Below are 15,158 nucleotides of genomic sequence, written 5' to 3' on the forward strand. Positions count from 1 at the left end.
ATGCTCGACCGACTGCGCCGAAGCGATCAGCGCCGAATCCAGCACCGATTTGTCGGCAATATCGGAATTCACCTCCTGCGCTTCGTCGATGATCCCATCGATGGCGGGACAATCCACCCCTTGCGCCTCGCTTCCTTGCAGCTTGAATATCTCCTCGAGCCTCCGTACCTGCTGTTGCGTCTCGCCGAAATGCGTCTGCAGCGCATTCTTCAGCGCCGCCGACGATGCATTGTCGATCATATTCGGAAGAGCCTTGAGAATCTGATTTTCGGCGTAATACATGTCCTTCAGCTGATGCAGAAAAAGATCGTCCAGGTTCTCGATGTCTCGGCTGAACAGTCCCATGTTGTCCTCCCGGTTCGGCTCTGTTTTTCTCGTCGCTGAGTAGTCCGGATTAACCAGCGATTTCGGGGCAGGTTCCGGGGCCGCGGAAAAAATGCCCTTGACGAAATCGAAGTCTAGCGCGGGCCTTGGCGAGACGCGACATAGCCCGCCAAGGACCCTAACGCGCCTCGCCTGCAACGCTCAGCCTTTCCACTTCGAATGATATTTGAACTCGGGCGCCGCTTTGAGCTGATCCTTGGTCGCATTGGCAGTCGCGCGCCACTTCTTCCCGGAATCGTCGTATTTAATCGAGATGGACGAGGGCTGCACCGCGACGTAGCGTTCTCCCACTCCGAGGAAGCCGCCGACGGATAAAACATAGCCTTCGAGCGCGCCATGCTCGAGCACCACGTCCGCTATATCGCCGATCTTTTCGTTTTTCAGATTGTAGACGTCCAGTCCAACCACATTGGAGCTGAAGACCGCGTCCGGTTGCACGGAGAGATATTGAACCGGCGCGGTCGCCTGGCTCCAGGCGGCTGTCGTCAGCAAGGTCGCCGCCACCACGGCGGCATAACGATAGGATGTCATCGCTTTCTCCTCCTGGACTCGATCGCAGGGAAACGACATCCGCCGCGAAATTGTTCCCCCTCGCCGACAAAATCCGCAAAAAGCGGCCGCGAGGCCTATATCCGCACTTCGAGGGCCGTCACGATCAGAGCGAAAGGCAGAACATGACCGTTCATTCTGAATCGAAGGATAAGCGAGTGGCCGATAATTCGACTCTCGGCTCGGTAATCGATCGAAATATCGTGTCTTTGACCGAGCGACGTCGCCGCGACCGCGCCGCCGCCGGTTTCAGGCGACAGCGGCCGACCTAATCACCCGCTTCACCGGCAGCATGTCCTTCGTCGACATCCATGTCATCATTCTCATCCTCTGGATTGCGATCAACCTCGAGGCTCTGCCGTTCATCCGCCCCTTCGACCCGAATTTCATTTTGCTCGCGACGACGACATCGGTCGAAGCCATATTCCTCTCGACCTTCATTATGATCAGTGAGAGTCGCATGACGGAGAATGATCGCGATCGCGCCGACCTCGACCTTCAGATCAGCCTGCTCTCCGAGCATGAGGTGACGCGGTTGGTTTCATTGGTGTCGGCGATCGCCGATCACCTCGGTCTCGAACATGACATCGATCGCGGTGAGCTGCAGGAGTTCAAACGCGACGTCGCGCCCGAAGCCGTGCTCGAGAAAATTGAGGAGGTGAAGCGCGAGAACAATTCCTTGTTATCTCCTGATTGCTGTGACGGAGGGCCTCGCCATGCACATTGACCCGACGCTACTCATTTTGATGTATTTCGTCATGCCAATCTGGCTCGCCGCGGGGTTTGGCGATTGGCTCTGCCACAGGGCCACATTTATCGAGAGAACACCCGGAGCGAAGGAATCCGCCATCCATCTCCTCATGTTCGCGGAGATCGGCCTTCCACTGCTGGCGGCTCTGTTCCTCGAGATCGACTCGCTGGTGATCGCGTTCATGATGATCGCTTTCATATCGCATGAGGCCACCGCCTTCTGGGACGTCGCCTATGCGTCATCAAAGCGCCTGGTCACGCCGATGGAACAGCATGTCCACAGCTTTCTGGAGATGATTCCGTTGATGGCGCTGCTCTTGATCGCGGCGCGCCACTGGGAGCAGGCGACGGCGCTGGTCGGCATGGGCGATGCGCCGGCGCGCTTCGAATTGGCTTGGAAAAGAGAGCCGTTGCCGACCGCCTATATCGCCACCCTTCTCGTCGCGGCGCTCGTCTTCGATCTCCTGCCCTACGTCGAAGGGCTCATTCGCGGCCTCGTCACGAATAATTGGCGCATCACGCCCGAAGCCGCGCGGCGTGCGGAAGGCGAATAGAAGGATCAGCTCCTGTCCTTCCCGTCGCTTTCGCGCATCTGCAACACGGCTACGGCGATCACTCCGAGAACGAACGCGGGAATCAGACGACTGGCGCCAACCTTGCGTAGAACGTCGACGCCTGTCGAGATCATCGCCGGAGCCGAGAGCGCGTCCGATCCGGACGCCGATTCCGCCACGCGAGCCCTGATAGATTCAGCTCGAAGGCGCCGCGCGCGCCGTCTCGCGCGCAAATGGATCACTCCCCCCAGCACCAGAAAAGCGGCCCCAAGCACAAGGCTCGCATTCACAGTCCCAATCGTGGATTGCGCCCACACAAAGGCAGCGGTGGTAAAAAACGCCATCGCCACGCCGCCGCATGCCGCCACGACGACGGCCGACCCCGCCTTCGTCAATCGGGATTCGACCGCCTCCTGTGCGTCTCCTATCAGCCTCGTGAGCACATCGACCTCAATTCGCCCTCATTCAACGACGAAGCTGGCTACCGACGAATGCGCCGACACCGACCGCGATCGCCAAGCTGACGAAGGGATATTCCCGCACTGAGTTCTCGATCGCACCGCCGACATTTTCGGGCGCTATTTTGCGCGCCACCTCTTGTCCCTTCGAGCCGACGTCTGATATCACCCGATCGATATCGCCGCCGAGCTTTTGAAATCGTTTGCGCACATCTTCTCCCACGTCGGAGCCAGTCTCTCCGAGAGCCTTTGTCAAGTGGCTCGCGAGCCCGCTCAAATCCTCCTTAAGGCTCTCGAGGTCGTCTTGGAGTTCGCTGCCTCGCATTCCCATGATCGACTCCTCTCCTCCGGTAGCGCGCTGAAAACGTCGCATCGAGACGCTGGTTCCGGCCCACGCTGCGCTATTTCCGCGTTTTTGCTCGCCGGCACATTCCCGATCTCGGACGAGAGGGCCGCCGGACCTTGTTTTCATCCCCTTTCGCTTTCTCGAGAGCCCGAGAGCGTAAGCGCTGCGCGCAAATCCTCAACAAACGCCCGGAACTCCGCCGAACGACGGGCGGCGTCTCTCAGGCGGAGCAGGAGAGAAGGATGGATTGTCGCCAGGCCCAACCGGCGCCTTCCCCGCGGGGCCGATGAATGGGACGCCGCCCAAATCCTCGCGATCCCCTGGCATCTCGCCGACTACAAAAATGCGCGCATCGCTTGGCCCGCTTCCGATCACGACGCGGGTCGCATCGCGGTAGAGCGGACAGCGTCGGCATTTCTCCGCCTCCGCGGCGAGCGCATGCAGCATCTGCTCGGCTTCAATTTTGGAGCTACGTTCGACGCTCACCCGCCCCTCCTCGATCGACGCGACGTCGCCGAGACGCCGGCCGCCGCTCAGCGCAGGGTGTAGAGATACGCCGCTATGTCGGCGCACTGCTCCTCACTCAGTCCCATGTCCGGCATGGCGTTTCCGGGTACAATCTTCTGCGGATCGCGCAGCAATGTCTTCAAATTCTCCGGTGTGTTGCGAAGCCGGCCGGCGATGAATGCGCGGCGACCGATCTCGGTGAGCGGAGGGCCCACCACGCCCTTCGCATTCGCTATGCCCGGTATGGAGTGGCAGGCGCCGCAGCCCATTCTCGCGATCTCCTCGGCTCCTTTGCGCGGATCGCCGTCGGAGCCGACGCTCGCCGTGGCGCCGCCTCGTGCGAACTCTCCGCATGATGCGAGCAGGAGCGCGATCGCCAGCATCGTCAGCCTCGCCGCCCATGCTATATCATTGGCATTGCCGTCGAAGCATTCCAGATAATTCATGTGCGGCCTGCCCCAATACGGTGGACGCGAGCACTCGATCCATCTTTCGCTCCTCCACCAATGTCATCGATGCGGCTTCTGGCCGAATGAGAATGACTGTGTATGGCTCCAAGGCGTCGCGCTCTGGACAAATTCCGCCGGAACCTGCTCGATCTTCATCGTATCGCGGGAGAAGGTCTCACCCCAGCTCTTGGTCGGCGCCTTGCTGACCGACTGGATATAAGCGGTAAGGTCCCAGATAATCTGCTCGGGCAGCGTGACGCCCCAAGCCGGCATTCCATTCGGCCGTCCTTGATAAATGCTCAGATAAATATTGGCGGGATCGCCGCCATAGACAAAATGCCGATCGCTCAAGGACGGGCCCATGCCACCGCCAGCATTGGGCGCATGACAGCCGACGCAGTTGAAAGTGACGAAATAGCTCATCCCACGCTGCTCGCCTTCCGGGTCACCTCCGACCGGATTGTCGAGCCTTTGCTTCGGCGACGCGTTGCCGGGGACCAAGGCGGAAACCGGGGTGTCAAAGACGCGCCTCGGACTCGCGTCGAAATCGCGCGGACAGCTCGTCGCCTGCGCCTCGCAGCTCGGCAGAGCGGGCGTCGGTCGAGGCGTCTCGGGCTTCATTGCCTCTGGCCTGGCTGCGGCGCGCCCGGCCTTGTGACTCGTGGGATGTCCGACGGGACGAGCGCTCGCCTCACATGCGAGCAGCGCCGCAACGGCGGCGATCGAGCTCCGAGTAAGGCTCCATCCTGGTCGCATCTCGCCTTCCTTTATCTCGGCGCGGCGCCTTTCTCTTCCAAAAGCAGTGGAACGGCAAAAGATTCCAGAAGCGCGCGAATCTCTGCGCGCCGGCTCACGATGATTTCGTCGAGGCGCCGCTTCAACGCATGGTCGCCCTTGCGCACGTCCATGGATATTTCGAATGCGAAGCGCAGAGACGCCGGCTCTTCTCCGGCGTCGATGACGACGATGCGAAGCGGGACAGGCGATCGCGAGGCGGCGTAGCCAGCAAGCGGGCCCCAAGCGGCGGCGATGTCGATCTCGCCTGCCGTGACCGCCTCGATCAGCCGCATCGGCGGCGCCGCCTGCGCATAATCGCCATAGACAGTGTATCCGACGACATTGTCGACGATCCCGCGCCGACCAAGCGCATGGACGGGCGGCGTGTTCATCCCGTCGTCGCCGATGAGCTGAACGCCGATCTTGAGTTCCCTCAGAAGCGGATCCTGCAGGGACGATAGCTCCAAGCGCCGATCGGCCCGCGAGACGAGAACATAGCTCGAGCGGTAATAGGCGCTCGTCGTCTCGACGAGATCGTAATGCTTCGGAACGCCGATGATAACGTCGCAGAGCCGCGCGTTCAGTGTGTTGCGCACAAATCCGCGCCTTTGCGCCCACCATGTGTATGAGAGGCTCTTTCCCAGCTCGCGCGCCGCCAGCTCCGCAAGCTTGTTCTCGAAACCTTCGCCACTCGAATCCGAGAACGGCAGGTTATTCGGATCGGCGCAAACGCGCAATTCATCCGGCTGCGCAGGAGCCGCTCCGATCGCGAGGCGACCGAGAACGAGCGCCGAGGCCCCGAAGATTCCGATGCGGAAAAAGCCACAAAACCTCATTGCGCGCCTCCTAGGGCGAGGGACTCTCCGCGGCGCCTTGGGGTGACGTCGACGGCGGCCCGAGCGAGAAGACGAGCAGCGAGCTGCCGCCCACGGTGTAGAGCGGCAGGTCCTGCGTGGCGCCGACGAAACCGAGCGCGGAATTACGCACCCGCGGATCGACGTCCCCATTCGCAACCACGCCCGGCCATCCGCCTACGCCGGAGATGATGGCGATATATTGCACGCCATCACGTCCGAGATAGGTGACAGGCTGTCCGATGAAGCCGGACGGGCCGCGAAACTGCCAGAGCAGCTTCCCCGTGTGGGCGTCGACGGCTTTGAACATTCGGTCCATCGTCGCATAGAAGGCGACATCGCCAGCCGTCACCAGCGCCCCGCTCCATACCGGCAGATGCTCGGTGATTGCCCAGACCTTGGCGCGCTTCACTGGATCCCAGGCCATGAACTCACCCCGGTGGCCGCCCGGCCCGGCATACATATCGACTGTAGCGCCGACGAAAGGCGTTCCGGCGATATAGCCGACCTCGCTGGTCTTGAAATTCGCGCAGAGATGCTGATGCGGCACATAGAGCAGCCTGGTCCTGGGCGACCAGGCGGTCGGCTGCCAATCCTTAGCTCCCGGCGGCGCGGGGCAGATATTCTCGATCGTCTTGTCAAGCGCCGGCTCGAATGCGGGATCGGGCCGAATGCGGCCCGTCTGCAGATCGACGCCCTTATAAACAGTGACACTGTCATAAGCGTCAGCGGACAGCACCTCTCCGGTCTTGCGGTCGATGACATACATATAGCCGTTGCGGCCGGGATGCAGCAGAACTTTGCGGAGACCAGCCTCCATCTGGAGATCGACGAGCACATTCTCGTTGATCTCGTCATGGTCCCTGAGATCATGCGGATTTGCTTGATAGGCCCATCTCGCCGCGCCCGTATCCACGTCGCGTGCGAAGATCGTGCTGGTCCAGAGATTGTCGCCGGGCCGCTGATTGGAATTCCAGGGCCCCGGATTGGCGGTGCCGTAATAGACGTATCGCAGCTCCGTATCATAGGACAGCCAGCCCCAGGCGGTCCCGCCGCCGGTTCGCCAGCGATCCGGAGGCCATGTCGTGACGCCGAGATCGGCGCCCTTCATCCACTCATAGAGAGGATGGAAATCCGGACCGATGAGGACATCGGCATCGGGGCCGGTCGCATAGGCGCGCCAGGCGACCTTGCCGGAGATCTGATCGACCGCGGCGAGCCAGCCGCGCACGCCCATCTCGCCGCCGCTATTGCCCGCGAGCACCTTGCCCCTCACGGCGAGCGGCGCCATGGTAATGGTCTCGCCGAGATTGATGTCGCCAAGCTTCGTTACCCATAGCTCGCGCCCGGAGTGCGCATCGAGCGCGACCATGTGGTTGTCGAGAGTGTTCAGGAATATTTTGCCATTGTCATAAGCGAGTCCTCGGCTAACCACGTCGCAGCACGCGACGCCTTTGGCGGCGGGGTTCGGTTTGGGCGCGTAGGACCATTTCAGCTCGCCGTTGCGGCATCGAGCGCGAAGACCTGATTGGGATGCGGCCCGTCATATGGCGCGACCACATACATGTCTCCGTCGATAATCAGCGGCGCGGCTTCCTGGCCCCGGCTCGCGCCCACGGAGAAGGACCATGCGAGCCGCAACTGTCCAACGTTCCGACTATCGATCTGATCGAGCTTGCTGAAGCGCGTGTTCTCATAGTCCCGCGAGGCCATCGGCCAATTCGCCGGTTCCGACGAGAGCGCGACGAGATCCCGCGGAGCGGAGATGCAGGGAAACGCCGCCAAAACGGAGACTGCGACGAGACATTTCGAAATCAGCGCAGATCGAAGCTTTTGTGAGGCGCGCATGACAAACCTCGAGAACAAGGCGGATCGAACTGAATGATCCTCAATGCGCACATAGGGCGAGCCGCGCAGTCGACGACTTTGAACTACTCGTCCGAGACCTCGGCGGCCGCGGCTTCCTCCGCCGGGAACCTCCAATCTCGAGAAGCGTTGCACCGGCGACCATCCGGCGTCCAACGGAGTGGAGAAGACGAATGCCTGAGTATTCGCATCCACCTTTTCCGAAGCAGCGACAGGCGCCGCCCGGCATGACGAAAAAGATGACGCCGCTTCCCGACCATGGCGAAAACTCCTATTTGGGGTCCGGGCGGCTCGTGGACAAAAAGGCGATCATCACCGGCGGCGACAGCGGCATCGGCAGGGCCGTCGCTATCGCATTCGCCCGCGAGGGAGTCGATCTCTTGATCTCCTATCTGAACGAGCAAGAGGACGCCGAGGAGACGAAACGTCTGGTAGAGGCGGCGGGCCGCTCGGCGGTGCTGTTTCCCGGCGACATAGGACAAGCGTCCCACTGCCGCGCACTTGTCGAGAAGGCGGCGGCCAAATTCGGCGCGATCGATATTCTCGTCAACAACGCCGCGTATCAGGCGAGCTATCAGGACATAGAATGCATCGGTGACGAAGAGTGGGAGCTGACCTTTCGCGTCAATATTCACGCGATGTTCTATCTCACGAAAGCCGCCGTGCCGCATATGCCGCCGGGCGGTTCCATCATCAATACGACTTCCATAAACGCCGACGATCCTAATCCCACTCTGCTCGCCTATGCGACGACCAAGGGCGCCATCCAGAACTTCACGGCGGGATTGGCACAACTGCTCGCAGACAGGGGCATTCGCGTCAATGCGGTGGCGCCGGGTCCGATTTGGACGCCACTCATCCCATCGACGCTTCCGGAGGACTCGGTCGTCGGCTTCGGCGGCCGTGCACCGATGAAGCGGCCAGGACAGCCCGCCGAACTCGCGACCACCTATGTAATGTTGGCCGATCCGCTTTCGAGCTATGTCTCCGGCGCGACGATCGCGGTGACGGGCGGACGTCCAATGCTCTAAAATCTTTCTCGGCCGAGGTCGAGGCCGTTCGCGTCGGAAGCGTCGCGGCCTGCTCACTCTCGCGACGATCCCTTTGCGCGCGTGCTGATTTTCCCGCTCCGCTCCAACGCCGCCTCGTCCACTTCCTCCGCGCCGCTCAACCCGGACTCGCGCGCGGCCTCGTCTATATCCGCGTCGCTCACGCCCGCGCGCCTCATCGAGGCTCGATCCGCGTGGCCATGCTCCATGAGTTGCGTCGGGCGCCCTTTGACGAAATATCCAACCGTCCTGGACCGTGCAGCGAGCAGCTCGACGAGCCAAAAGGTAACGACCATGACCGCCGTCGCCACGATAGTCGGCACGAAGGGCGTGTCTCCCGTGAGAGTCCGACTGAGATTGGAGCCGACAATGATCGTGACTGCGATCTCGAGCGGATTCTGCTTTCCGAAAGCGCGGCTCGCAAACAGACGGATCAAGAGCAGTCCGTAGAAAAAGAGGATGATCGCGCGAAAGCTCATTTGCAATGAGGAGAGGACTGTTCCGTCATCGCCGATGAGTTCGTAGAATGATCGCACGTCTGACAGCTCCGTCGACGTCGGCCGAGAGATACGCCGACGACAAAAAAACCGACTGCGCCACCGCCCGTTCGCGGCCAAAGCATGCGGCCCGCGTGTTCGAGGAATCGCGACGAACCGTTGCTGGACGGTCGCAACCGCACTGGGTACGAATGCGGAGAAAATCGACTGCAGCGTTCGGTAGATCCTGAGACCCGACGGCGAAGGGACGCTGATCATTTGCCATGCACGGCTTTCACACATCAGTAAGGGCATGCGAGCGATGGGTCGAGCACTCACATGCGCCGACTGCTTCCGAAATTCCTCCCGACTCGAGTTCGCATCACCCACGTTATCCCCGTGAGGCGACCGACAACCTTTGATTTTTTCCGAAGCGGTTCGGACACTTTTTCTCCGCAGTTTCATACGAACAATCAAAATAATATCAGCAGGAATTGTGCTCGCATCTCTGGTTAGGGGACGTCAGCCGTTCTCGAGCGAGCTGACCCCTTGAGCGCATGCTCGAGCGCGACGATCGCCGGACAAAGAGCGGACCGCTCTTCCTGGGTCGATGTCGATAGCCTTTGCGGGTGATGATTTTCAATATGATGGATGAGCTCGAGCCGCCGCTGAAGGACCTCCAATAGGCAGGCCGCGACCTGTCGTTCAAATTCGACTTTGATCATGGTCAAACATTTCTAGTTGCGCTCGAATGCATGCGAACGACTGCGCTGTCGCTAGACGCTGCCGCCCGCATGCACCCGCGCTTCCAAGACGCCTCCTCCAAGAGGCTCCTACGCCGACGAGCTAGAGAAGAGTGGGGCTGTTTCAACCCTCCGCCTCAGGAAATTTTGACTATTTCGCTAATGCCGCTTTGGGTTCTTTCGCCTGCGCTACTGCTGACATCGAGATGAGTTATCGTCATCTTGAGGAGATGATGGATAATCGATAACAGCAGCGCAAACACGGCAGCGACGGAAAGCTGTAATGCGGAGTATCGAGGCGCTGGCGACGCAGGGTTTCAGATCATTACGATCGGCTGCTGCGAGAGCGAACTCATGCAAATGATCCGAAAACTCTAGGAAATGCGGGCGTCGGTCCGAAAGCGGGCGACGCCCGCATGCGCGTCTTAGTGTCGGTCCGAGGACACGTTTAATCGGATGAATCGGTTGTGATGCAATGAGGCGGTCTGATTCTCGCGGAGACCGCCGATGTGGACGAATGACGCCCGCCAAAGGCGCTCGCACGATGACGAGCGCCAAGCTCGATTACGTGTTCAGCGCGGAGAATGCGCTGCGGAGCCGGCTGCTGAAGCGGCTCTGAAACGACTGTCGCCGACCGCTGCCGACGACAATTCTCATGCGTTCTCAGAAAGACCGATCAGCGGCTGGTGCCAGACGTCCCGCTCGTTCCGGAGCTTCCACCCTTGGAGCCGCTCGCGCGCGCTCCGGACGTCGCATTCGAACCGCCGGCGCCGGATTGCCCGCCGATCGCGCCGCCTTTCATCTGCTGATCCGCGCCAGACGAGCCCGGACTGACCGAACGGCGCTCTAAAGACGTTCCCCGCTCTTGGCCCCGAACGCCATTTCCGATTATTTTGCCGGAATAGCCGCTTCGTCCGGTCGTCTCTCGCTGCATGCGCTGCAAATAGGCGCCTCCGCCGCGAATGCCGTGGCCCTGCTCGTAAGCATAGCCGGGCGAACCGCGATACCCGCCGCCGCGGCCATAGCTTCTCCGCTCATAGGTCTCGCTGTATCGGCCTGGAGCGGCCCCCGCGTAAGCCCCGTAGCCTTTGGAGCCATAGACGCGGCCGCCGCGATAGGCGCCGCCGCGGCTGTAAGTTCTCTGCTCATATGTCTGGCCGTATCGTCCCGGAGCAGCGCCCGCATAGACGCCATAACGGCCCCTTGAGGAATATTTCGGACAGATACATCTCTCGCCCTGTCGGACGCCCCTGTAAGCGACGTCGGCGACCGGAGCTCCGAGCGAGGTCCCGAGCCGAGCCGCCGACATGGCGCTCGCCGTATCGGCGACCACCGTCAAGCCCAGCGCCGCCGCGCCGAACGCGAACATCTTCAGCAGATTCATCTTCGTCTCCCTGAACCGCGAGCGCACGCTTCACGCGCCGCCGAAGCGCCTCCAGCCGACGAGACTTTGAACGTGCCCGCGCATGGAAGGTTCCGAACAGCGCCGCCGCGTCTAGTGGTGTAATCGCGCCCGCGCGAGCTTTGCAAAAACATGCGAGCGCCGCGACGAAGCTTTGCGATTCGCGCGGAGATCGAAGGCCGGTGCATCGGAAGGACGTGATCGCAGGTCGCCGATAAAGTTACGCGGGAACGCGGGGCTCGGTCGCGCGTCGCGTTGCGAAACGCAAGCGCATGCTTCGACGATTCACTACTTCGTGAAGGGGGTCGTCCCCGGCGCTGGCGGGGTGGCGCGACGCGCCGGGGACCCGAAAGCCGTACTCGATACTTTGCGGCTTCAGACGCTCGCCGGCTTAGAAGCGCCGGTGGGTGGGTGTGCGAGGACGGTCAATGCGTGTGGCGCAACAACAGCAGCAACGCGATCGGAGCCGGCGCGGCTCAAGCCGAAGGCAATACGCCCATTCGAGGCCCTTGGCGGCGGCGCTCGGCCTGGCGCTCATCGAGAACGGCTGGCGCGTTCTCGTCGCGAGAACGAGGATCTCGTCCAGAGACTGCAAGTCGCGCGACGCGACCTCACTCTCGAAGCCGCGATTGACAAGCTCGACAAATATCAATTGCTGGTCCCCGACGATCTCGCCTATATCGCCAAGGATCCGGGTGCAGCTCCTCATATATCTGCTTGCGCCGGAAGATCGCCGACGCTTCTTGCGCCGGCGTCAGAGACGAGCGGACAAGGTTCTCGTCGAGGCGTCGCGACCGAGCGCCTGTCGAGCGCCGGCTTCGGCGACCGAGCGGGCGCTCGTCGCCGGCGACGATCCCGCGAGCCGCGCGCAGAACCGGCGCGTGGAATTTCTCGTGCGGTGACGGGCACGCCACGCATCGAGCTTCGCCGCGAACGAAGACAGCGCCGCGTCGGTTCAATTTTCTTCGAAATGCGATGGAACCTTGGTTCGACGCCGTTGTTGTTGGCGGACACACGTAGGACCGGAGGCTCCCATGCCCAGAACCGAGTCGCATGAGACGTCCAAGCGAGGCTTCGCCTCCATGGACGAAGCCAAACAGCAGGAGATCGCGCGCAAGGGTGGTCAGAGCGTGCCGCCCGAGGAGCGCAGCTTCTCCAAGGACAGAGAGCTGGCGGCCAAGGCCGGACGCAAGGGCGGCCACAATGTGCCGGCCGAAGAGCGCAGCTTCTCCAAGGATCACGCGCTCGCCGCGGAAGCCGGCCGCAAGGGCGGCGAGAGCGTGCCCGCCGAAGAGCGAAGCTTCTCGAAGGACAAGGGCCTCGCCTCGGAGGCCGGCCGCAAAGGCGGCGAGAACGTCCCGGCGGAGGAGCGCAGCTTCTCCAAGGACAAGGGCCTCGCCTCGGAAGCCGGTCACAAGGGCGGCAAGAGCAGCGGCGGCTCGCACCGGAAGCATTGACGCCGCCCGGCTCGGCGCGACGCCGAGATCGAAACCCCTGCCCGCCCCGAGCGGGACAGGGGCCTTCGTTTCACGGCGCCAGGCAGGCCCGGCAGGAACAGGGCGCGGGCGAGATGCGACTGAACCGCGCCCGGATCGCCGGAGGCCATTTCGTCTGAGTCACGCCGCGATGGCGGGCTCCGCGAGTTGCGCATAGTAGCGCGCGCTTCGGCTTCTACCGGCGGAGTGTTTCCGATCTGCTTGAGCAGTCTGCGGTTGTTGAACCAGTCGACCCATTCGAGCGTGGCGAACTCGACCGCCTCGAAGTTTCGCCACGGCCCCTTTCGCCAGATCAGTTCGGCCTTGTAGAGCCCGTTAATCGTCTCGGCGAGCGCGTTGTCGTAGCTGTCGCCGACGCTGCCGACCGATGGCTCGACGCCAGCCTCGGCGAGGCGTTCCGTGTATTTTATAGAGACGTATTGAACGCCGCGGTCGCTATGATGGACGAGGCCGCCGCCGTGAACCGTCCGACGATCATGCAGCGCCTGCTCGAGCGCGTCGAGCACGAAGCCCGCATGCGCTGTGCGCGAGGCGCGCCAGCCGACGATCCGCCGAGCGAAGGCGTCGATCACGAAAGCCACATAGACGAAGCCTTGCCAAGTCGAGACATAAGGGTGAGTAGGCCGAGGGAGTTCCACCCTCGGCCCCTCGCAGAACCGGACATGATCCTCTCGAATCATCCGGCTCCCATCATCCGGCCGCTGGAACAAATCCAAATCTCCAATGGACGAAGGCGCGCGGGAACTGTTGCGCCAATCGCCCGAGGGCGCGCCTCGCTCGCATCTTATGTCGAGCGAGGCTTTTGTATTTGCGCATCAGCCAACGCGTCAGATAGGCGTTGACATGTTTCCAGATCGTCGACATCGCCGACTCTTGCCGCCGGCTCGCTTGGCGGATCGGATCAGCGCCAGTGCGCGACTGTTTTCGCCACATAGGCGGCGCTCGCGGCAGAGCGGATGACGCGGGAAGCATCCTTGCTCATGAATGCCGCGACCGCGGCGGCGACGAGCAGCACCATGACGAGATTGCGGGACATGGGCGTCAATCCTTTGCGTCGGGGGACGAAGGGCGTTTGATGGCCATCATTTCGAGCGCCGTTGAACCCGCCGGCTGCCGGCGCGGCCGCGACGAGCAGATCCGACGCGATCAACAAAGCCGAGAAACCGATGAGGAGGTGGCGGCGGTCGATACGCCGCGTGACGGCGGCGACCGCCGAGATAAGCGCCACCAGCGCCGTCGCCTGAATCGCTACGCTCTGGCGCAGCGAAGCCGTAGGAGCTGCCAGGGCGCGAGCTGAAAACCTAGGCCTTCGTCGATCATCGCGCGCTCTGGACCGCTAACCCGCTGAGCGGCGAGGTGACGGACGGCTGTTGTAGAGAGCCAAAACGGCTCCGTCGCGAATTTTCCTCGCGGGTCGGTTGGCCACGCGGCGCACTTGAATCCTCGCGCGAAAGGAGGAGAGATGTCGATGGCGCGTCATGAGGTTGGAGCTTGTCAGGGCGCCGGGTCCTTGCGTCCTGCGCTATCCCAGGGTCGGCGCAGTCGAGCGACGCACCATCTCGACGAACAGACTTCCGGCCCGCGAGGGCGGCCACACTGGCGAGGCGACGAGTCCGAACTCGCGATGCAACGGTGAAGCGAGTTTCGAAACCCTGAAGCCGCGTTGCTGTTCCGGCAGGGTGGATTCCGGCACGAGGCTGACACCCGCGCCCTCCCGAACCAGGGCAATCGCGCTCGACCAGTCGCGCACCTCGATCTCAACGTTCTGGAGCGTCAAGCCGGCCGCGTCGGCAAGCGAGCGGGCGTTCGTATGGCACCCACCGGTGGCGAGAACGAAGGACGCGGCTGCCAGTTCGGCCAATGAAACCGAATTACGCCGTGACAGGGGATGCCCCGCCGGCAGGATCGGCACCCAGGCGTCCCGTCCGAGCGGAACAGCGTTTCTGGCCGGAGATGGGTTGAGAACGACGCCGAGGTCGATCGATCCCGCCGTGAGCCAAGTCTCCACTTCCATGTCATCGGTTTCGAGCGGCACCAGGTCGATGCCCGGATGGAGCGTGCGAAAACGCCGAAGCAAGGGCGGCAAGACGGTGGCGAAGACGCTTGGAAACCCCGCCAGACGGATGGCGCCAGTCTCCTCGCCGATCAGCGCCATTGCCTCCCTTTCGATCGCCTCCAGATGCGAAAGGGCCGCACGCGCATGGTCGAGCGCGCGCTCTCCGAAGGCGGTCAACTCGACACCCCGTGGCTGCCGGATGAGCAGCTTAACTCCCAGGCTCTCTTCGAGTGCGGCCAGGGCTTGGCTCATCCCCGATTGGGTGACGCCGAGCTTATCCGCAGCTGCTGTGAAGCTGCCGGACTCGGCGACGGCGATCAGGCTCTGAAGCTGGGTCAGGTTCATAGTAGCTACACTTATACTAGAAAAATATTCGAGTAATTTTTATTATGCCCTGGGACCTGCCAGTGTGGGTGGCGATTTTCCCCCTCAGCGAGGCCCC

14 protein-coding genes and 5 pseudogenes are annotated in these 15,158 nt (G+C 62.2%); 6 read left to right on the forward strand and 13 right to left on the reverse strand.

The annotated features are described in order from the left end of the window. Together ACT53T_RS02245 and ACT53T_RS02250 are read right to left on the reverse strand one after the other, a co-directional pair. A partial coding sequence (locus ACT53T_RS02245; protein ID WP_476159807.1) for a YciE/YciF ferroxidase family protein occupies positions 1-345 on the reverse strand: 345 nt, incomplete at its 3' end. Positions 346-525: 180 nt separating this feature from the next. Beyond that, positions 526-915 (reverse strand): PRC-barrel domain-containing protein, encoded by a 390-nt coding sequence (locus tag ACT53T_RS02250; protein ID WP_476159809.1) that lies wholly within the window; start codon positions 913-915, stop codon positions 526-528. Positions 916-1,225: 310 nt separating this feature from the next. Here ACT53T_RS02250 and ACT53T_RS02255 point away from each other — a divergent pair, with 310 nt between their 5' ends. Then, a complete protein-coding gene (locus ACT53T_RS02255) occupies positions 1,226-1,660 on the forward strand; it encodes a DUF1003 domain-containing protein (protein WP_476159811.1) in 435 nt (144 codons plus the stop codon). Next, positions 1,650-2,237 carry a diguanylate cyclase gene (locus ACT53T_RS02260; protein ID WP_476159812.1) on the forward strand — a complete coding sequence of 196 codons (588 nt, stop codon included), beginning with the start codon at positions 1,650-1,652 and terminating at the stop codon, positions 2,235-2,237. The genes ACT53T_RS02255 and ACT53T_RS02260 overlap by 11 nt, the downstream gene beginning before the upstream one ends. Before the next feature lie 5 nt (positions 2,238-2,242). On the opposite strand, the gene ACT53T_RS02265 is transcribed toward ACT53T_RS02260, so the two are convergent. The 6 genes and pseudogenes from ACT53T_RS02265 to ACT53T_RS02290 all read right to left on the reverse strand — a co-directional run bounded on the left by ACT53T_RS02265 (position 2,243) and on the right by ACT53T_RS02290 (position 7,476). Further along, complete coding sequence (locus tag ACT53T_RS02265) at positions 2,243-2,632, reverse strand: hypothetical protein (RefSeq protein ID WP_476159813.1); 390 nt, start codon at positions 2,630-2,632, stop codon at positions 2,243-2,245. Between the two features lie 70 nt (positions 2,633-2,702). After that, positions 2,703-3,026 (reverse strand): ElaB/YgaM/YqjD family protein, encoded by a 324-nt coding sequence (locus tag ACT53T_RS02270; protein ID WP_476159815.1) that lies wholly within the window; start codon positions 3,024-3,026, stop codon positions 2,703-2,705. Positions 3,027-3,574: 548 nt separating this feature from the next. Continuing rightward, on the reverse strand, positions 3,575-3,994 hold the full coding sequence (locus ACT53T_RS02275) for a c-type cytochrome (protein ID WP_476159816.1): 420 nt from the start codon (positions 3,992-3,994) through the stop codon (positions 3,575-3,577). Positions 3,995-4,057: 63 nt separating this feature from the next. Continuing rightward, positions 4,058-4,420 carry a c-type cytochrome gene (locus ACT53T_RS02280; RefSeq protein ID WP_476159817.1) on the reverse strand — a complete coding sequence of 121 codons (363 nt, stop codon included), beginning with the start codon at positions 4,418-4,420 and terminating at the stop codon, positions 4,058-4,060. Between the two features lie 344 nt (positions 4,421-4,764). Next, positions 4,765-5,610, reverse strand: a complete 846-nt coding sequence (locus ACT53T_RS02285) for a substrate-binding domain-containing protein (RefSeq protein ID WP_476159819.1) — start codon at positions 5,608-5,610, stop codon at positions 4,765-4,767. 10 nt (positions 5,611-5,620) lie between these two features. Then, positions 5,621-7,476, reverse strand: a pseudogene (locus ACT53T_RS02290) (PQQ-dependent dehydrogenase, methanol/ethanol family). A 191-nt stretch (positions 7,477-7,667) separates the two neighbouring features. On the opposite strand from ACT53T_RS02290, the gene ACT53T_RS02295 reads away from it, so the two are divergent. Next, positions 7,668-8,525, forward strand: coding sequence for an SDR family oxidoreductase (locus ACT53T_RS02295; protein WP_476159820.1), 858 nt, complete (start codon positions 7,668-7,670; stop codon positions 8,523-8,525). 53 nt (positions 8,526-8,578) lie between these two features. Here the strand turns inward: ACT53T_RS02295 and ACT53T_RS02300 are convergent, their stop codons facing one another. Both ACT53T_RS02300 and ACT53T_RS02305 read right to left on the reverse strand, forming a co-directional pair. Then, the gene (locus tag ACT53T_RS02300; RefSeq protein ID WP_476159822.1) at positions 8,579-9,298 is read right to left on the reverse strand and encodes a DUF421 domain-containing protein; all 720 of its coding nucleotides are present in this window, start codon (positions 9,296-9,298) and stop codon (positions 8,579-8,581) included. A 1,140-nt stretch (positions 9,299-10,438) separates the two neighbouring features. Then, positions 10,439-11,146 carry a hypothetical protein gene (locus tag ACT53T_RS02305; RefSeq protein WP_476159823.1) on the reverse strand — a complete coding sequence of 236 codons (708 nt, stop codon included), beginning with the start codon at positions 11,144-11,146 and terminating at the stop codon, positions 10,439-10,441. Between the two features lie 527 nt (positions 11,147-11,673). Here ACT53T_RS02305 and ACT53T_RS02310 point away from each other — a divergent pair. The 3 pseudogenes from ACT53T_RS02310 to ACT53T_RS02320 all read left to right on the forward strand — a co-directional run. Continuing rightward, positions 11,674-11,855: pseudogene (locus ACT53T_RS02310) on the forward strand (ATP-binding protein); the annotation flags it as partial. 343 nt (positions 11,856-12,198) lie between these two features. Then, positions 12,199-12,444: pseudogene (locus tag ACT53T_RS02315) on the forward strand (con-10 family general stress protein); the annotation flags it as partial. 120 nt (positions 12,445-12,564) lie between these two features. Continuing rightward, positions 12,565-12,621, forward strand: a pseudogene (locus ACT53T_RS02320) (hypothetical protein); the annotation flags it as partial. Positions 12,622-12,780: 159 nt separating this feature from the next. Here ACT53T_RS02320 and ACT53T_RS02325 read toward each other — a convergent pair. The 3 genes and pseudogenes from ACT53T_RS02325 to ACT53T_RS02335 all read right to left on the reverse strand — a co-directional run. Then, a pseudogene (locus ACT53T_RS02325) lies at positions 12,781-13,271 on the reverse strand (IS3 family transposase); the annotation flags it as partial. Between the two features lie 290 nt (positions 13,272-13,561). After that, entirely contained in the window at positions 13,562-13,888 is a 327-nt protein-coding gene (locus tag ACT53T_RS02330; RefSeq protein WP_476159824.1) for a hypothetical protein, read from the reverse strand. Between the two features lie 294 nt (positions 13,889-14,182). Continuing rightward, positions 14,183-15,061 (reverse strand): LysR family transcriptional regulator, encoded by an 879-nt coding sequence (locus ACT53T_RS02335; protein ID WP_476159826.1) that lies wholly within the window; start codon positions 15,059-15,061, stop codon positions 14,183-14,185. Between the last annotated feature and the right edge of the window lie 97 nt (positions 15,062-15,158).

It is taken from the genome of Methylosinus sp. DMC45 (assembly GCF_056313885.1).